Genomic DNA, 4,053 nt, shown 5'->3' on the forward strand with positions numbered 1-4,053 from the left:
CTGAAAGGCTCGCCGCGGGACCGGATTCCCGCACTGGACTGGATACTGGCGGTGGTCGCGGCCTTCACCGCGGCCTATCTGTTCCTCTTCTACCAGCAGCTTTCCCAGCGCCCGGGTCTGTATACCTGGTATGACGTGGCCGTGGCGGTCACCGGCATGGTGCTGCTGCTCGAGGCCACCCGGCGCTCGCTCGGACCGCCGTTGATGGTGGTCGCGCTGATCTTCCTCACCTACACGTTCGCCGGCCCCTATATGCCCGACGTGATCAGCCACGACGGGGCGAGCCTGCAGCGGGCGATGGGCCAGTACTGGCTCACCACCGAGGGCGTGTTCGGCGTCGCGCTCGGGGTGTCGACGAGCTTCGTGTTCCTGTTCGTGCTCTTCGGTGCACTGCTGGAGCAGGCCGGCGCCGGCGCGTACTTCATCAAGGTCGCGTTCGCGCTGCTCGGCCACATGCGCGGCGGACCGGCCAAGGCCGCCGTGGTCGCCTCCGGGCTCTCGGGCGTGATTTCGGGCTCCTCGATCGCCAACGTGGTGACCACCGGTACCTTCACCATCCCGCTGATGAAGAAGGTCGGTTTCCCCGGCACCAAGGCCGGTGCGGTGGAGGTGGCCGCCTCCACCAACGGCCAGCTCACGCCGCCGGTGATGGGCGCGGCGGCCTTCCTTATGGTGGAGTACGTCGGTATTCCCTACATCGAGGTGGTCAAGCACGCGATCCTGCCGGCGCTGATCAGCTATATCGGGTTGATCTACATGGTCCACCTGGAGGCGGTGAAGGCCGGCATGAAGCCGATGAACACGCGCAACCGCGGGCCGCTGTACATGCGTCTGGCGACCACGGCGGGGATCCTGTTCGTGATCTGCGCGCTGAGCCTCGGTGTCTACTACGGTGTGGGCTGGATCAAGACCGTCTTCCCGGGGGCGTCTCTCGAGATCATCGCCGTGCTCGTCGCCCTGGTGTACGTGGCGCTGGTGTGGCTCGCGGCACGTCAGCCCGAGCTCACCTCCGAGTTCGAGATGGACCCGGAGACCGGCAACATCCGAGTCCCCGAGGCCGGGCCGACGGTGCGCGCCGGACTGTACTTCCTGCTGCCGGTGGTGGTGCTGGTCTGGTGTCTGATGGTGGAGCGCTTCTCGCCGGGACTCTCGGCGTTCTGGGCGGTGATGTTCCTGATCATCATCGCGGTGACCCACCGGCCGCTGCTTTCCGCGTTCCGGGGCCGCGGCGCGATCGGCGGCGAGGTGGTGCGCGGTGGCCGTGAGCTCGTCTACGGCATGGTCGAGGGCGCGCGCAACATGATCGGCATCGGCGTGGCCACGGCCACCGCCGGTATCGTCGTGGGCACGGTCACGCTCACCGGCATCGGCCTGGTGATGACCGAGTTCGTGGAGTTCATCTCCGGCGGCAGCCTGATCCTGATGCTGCTGTTCACCGCCATCATCAGCCTGCTCCTCGGCATGGGGTTGCCGACCACGGCCAATTACATCGTCGTCTCCACGCTGATGGCGCCGGTGGTGGTGGAGCTGGCGGCGCAGCAGGGGCTGGTGGTGCCGCTGATCGCGGTGCACCTGTTCGTGTTCTACTTCGGCATCCTCGCCGATGACACGCCGCCGGTGGGGCTGGCCGCCTTCGCCGCCTCGGCGATATCCGGTGCAGACCCGATACGCACCGGCGTTCAGGGCTTTACCTACGATATCCGCACGGCGATCCTGCCGTTCATGTTCATCTTCAACACCCAGCTGTTGCTGATGGGGCTGACCGGGCCGTTCGACCTGATCGTGACCATCACTTCCGCGGTGGGGGCCATGCTACTGTTCGCCGCGGCCACCCAGGGCTTCTGGCTGGTGCGCAGCCGCTGGTACGAGACGGTGGCGCTGCTGCTGATCGCGTTCACGCTCTTCCGTCCCGGTTTCTGGTGGGACGAGGTCTATCCGCCCTATCGTCAGGCGGAGCCCACCCAGCTCGAGGCCGTCGCCGCGCGCCAGCCCGCCGGCGGCCAGGTTCCGATCCGGGTGCGGGGCATGACCATCGAGGGCAAGCAGGTGGACAAGACCATCCTCCTGCCCCTCGGGGACAAGGCCGACAGCGGCGACGCCCGGCTGCGCGAGGCGGGGCTGACCCTGCAGGCGGCCGGCGATGGCGCACTCCAGGTCCAGCGCGTGCGCTTCGGCAGCGCGGCGAAGAAGGCGGGCCTCGACTTCGGCTACCGGATCGTGTCGGTGCAGGTGGACAATGAGCGCCCGCCCAAGGAGCTCATGTATATCCCCGCACTCGCGCTGCTCGGGCTCGTCGCCTGGCTGCAGCGACGGCGCCGGCCGCTCGAACCCGAACCCGCCGGTTCCACCGGGGAACAGCCGGCGTGAGCCGGTGCACCGTAACGCCTCATTGCGGAGGGCACTGACGTGTTCAAAAAACTGCTGCTGCCGGTGGATCTCCAGGACGACACGGGCTCGGGGGACGAGGCGGCCGAGCTGGCTGTCGGGCTCGCCCGTGCCCATGGTGCGGCGATCCACGTGCTCAGCGTCTTCCCGGGGGTCGGCCTGCCCTGGGTGTCCACCTACTTCCCGGCGGACAGCCTTCAGCGTGCCCGTGACGACCTGCGCCGGCGTCTCACGGACTGGGCGGGCGATCATATCCCAGCGGAGATCCCGTGCACGGTGGATATCGCCGAGGGGTCGCCGCACCGCTGCATCCTCGACGAGATCAGGCATGTCGGTGCCGATCTCGTCGTTATGCCGAGCCACGACGAGACCGGCGCCGAGCGGGTGTTCCTGGGGTCCGTGGCCGCGCGGGTGGTGGAACGGGCGCACTGCTCCGTGCTGGTCGTGCGCCACCCGCGGCGGGGCTAGTAACATGTCCGGCCCCGCTGGAGAAGGAGCGCACCATGACCGCCGAACCCTCGCTGCATGAGCGTCTGAACGCCGAGACGGCCCGCATCCGCTGGTCGGAGCTCGAACGCCATTTCGCCCGCGGCGCCACCGTGACCGTGGCCCGTGACCTGGACCTGGTCGAGGTGGCCCGGCGGTTCGTCGAGGACGATACCGCCCATGTCTCCGCGTGGCTGGAAGAGGGCCGCGTCGCGCGCACCAGTGACGACGAGGCGCGCGCCTGGGCGGCGGTCGACGCCGAGCTCTGGGCGGTGGTGGTGCCGCCGTGGGTCCTGGTCCAGGAGGACCAGCCCCCCGGCAACGAGCACTGAGCCCACCCGGCGCCGCGGCCTCCGCTGCGGCGCAACATTTGTTACCATGCGAATGATTCGCGGCATGCCTGCCGCGGGGCCGGGACGTGGCCGCCTGTATGCTCCGCCGCGGCGTCTCCCGGTAGTCCGCTAACCCCTCGTGGTGGCGCCGGCGCGCCGCCGTTGCTGCACGGAGGCGCAAGTTGTCCGTTCGGGCCGTGATCACCGCCCTGCTGGCCTATTTCTCCCTCTATGCCCCCCAGCCCCTGCTGCCACGGCTGGCCGACAGCCTTGCCGTGAGCGAGTCCCAGATCGCCCTGCTGATGACGGCGACCCTGTTGCCGCTGGGCGTTGCGCCACTCGCCTACGGGGCACTGCTCGGGCGCTGGCAGACCACCCGGGTGCTCTGTGTCGGCACGGCCGGGCTGGGCGTGGCGGCGTTGGTGTTCATGGCGGTGCCCCGGTACCCGGTCATGCTCGCCGCCCGCCTCGCCCAGGGGCTGCTATTACCCGCGGTCATGACGGCGCTGATGACGGCGATCGCCGGCCGGGCGACCCCGGAGCGGCTGCAGCGGGTCATGTCGGTGTACGTGGCCGTGACCATTGTGGGGGGCTTCGGGGGACGGCTGCTGGCCGGTTCGGCCGCGACGTGGTGGGACTGGCACGTATTCTTCCTCGCCCTCGGGCTCGGGTTGATCACCAGCGCTGTTTGGTGGTCCCGGGCACCGCAGCGGGCCATGGAGCCGCGCCCGGCGCCGAGCTGGGCGGGGGTTCGGTCGCTCTGGCGCGAGGGCGGCAACGGCTATCTCTTCACCGCGATCTTCTGCCTGTTCTTCGTGTTCGTCGGCCTGCTCAACTACCTGCCGTTCCG

Annotated in this window: 4 protein-coding genes; all 4 read left to right on the forward strand. The window is 69.1% G+C overall.

Annotated elements, in window-relative coordinates; translation table 11 throughout:
• Positions 1–2,367, forward strand: a 2,367-nt coding sequence (locus G7A99_RS16430; RefSeq protein WP_163142119.1) for a TRAP transporter permease, incomplete at its 5' end; no start/stop codon positions are given.
• A 39-nt stretch (positions 2,368–2,406) separates the two neighbouring features.
• Entirely contained in the window at positions 2,407–2,853 is a 447-nt protein-coding gene (locus G7A99_RS16435) for a universal stress protein (RefSeq protein WP_163142122.1), read from the forward strand.
• 35 nt (positions 2,854–2,888) lie between these two features.
• Positions 2,889–3,203, forward strand: coding sequence for a DUF2288 domain-containing protein (locus G7A99_RS16440; protein ID WP_018716401.1), 315 nt, complete (start codon positions 2,889–2,891; stop codon positions 3,201–3,203).
• A 182-nt stretch (positions 3,204–3,385) separates the two neighbouring features.
• Positions 3,386–4,053: MFS transporter (locus G7A99_RS16445; RefSeq protein WP_163142125.1), on the forward strand; the 668-nt coding region annotated here is incomplete at its 3' end.

The sequence above is a fragment of the Arhodomonas sp. KWT genome, assembly GCF_010993615.1.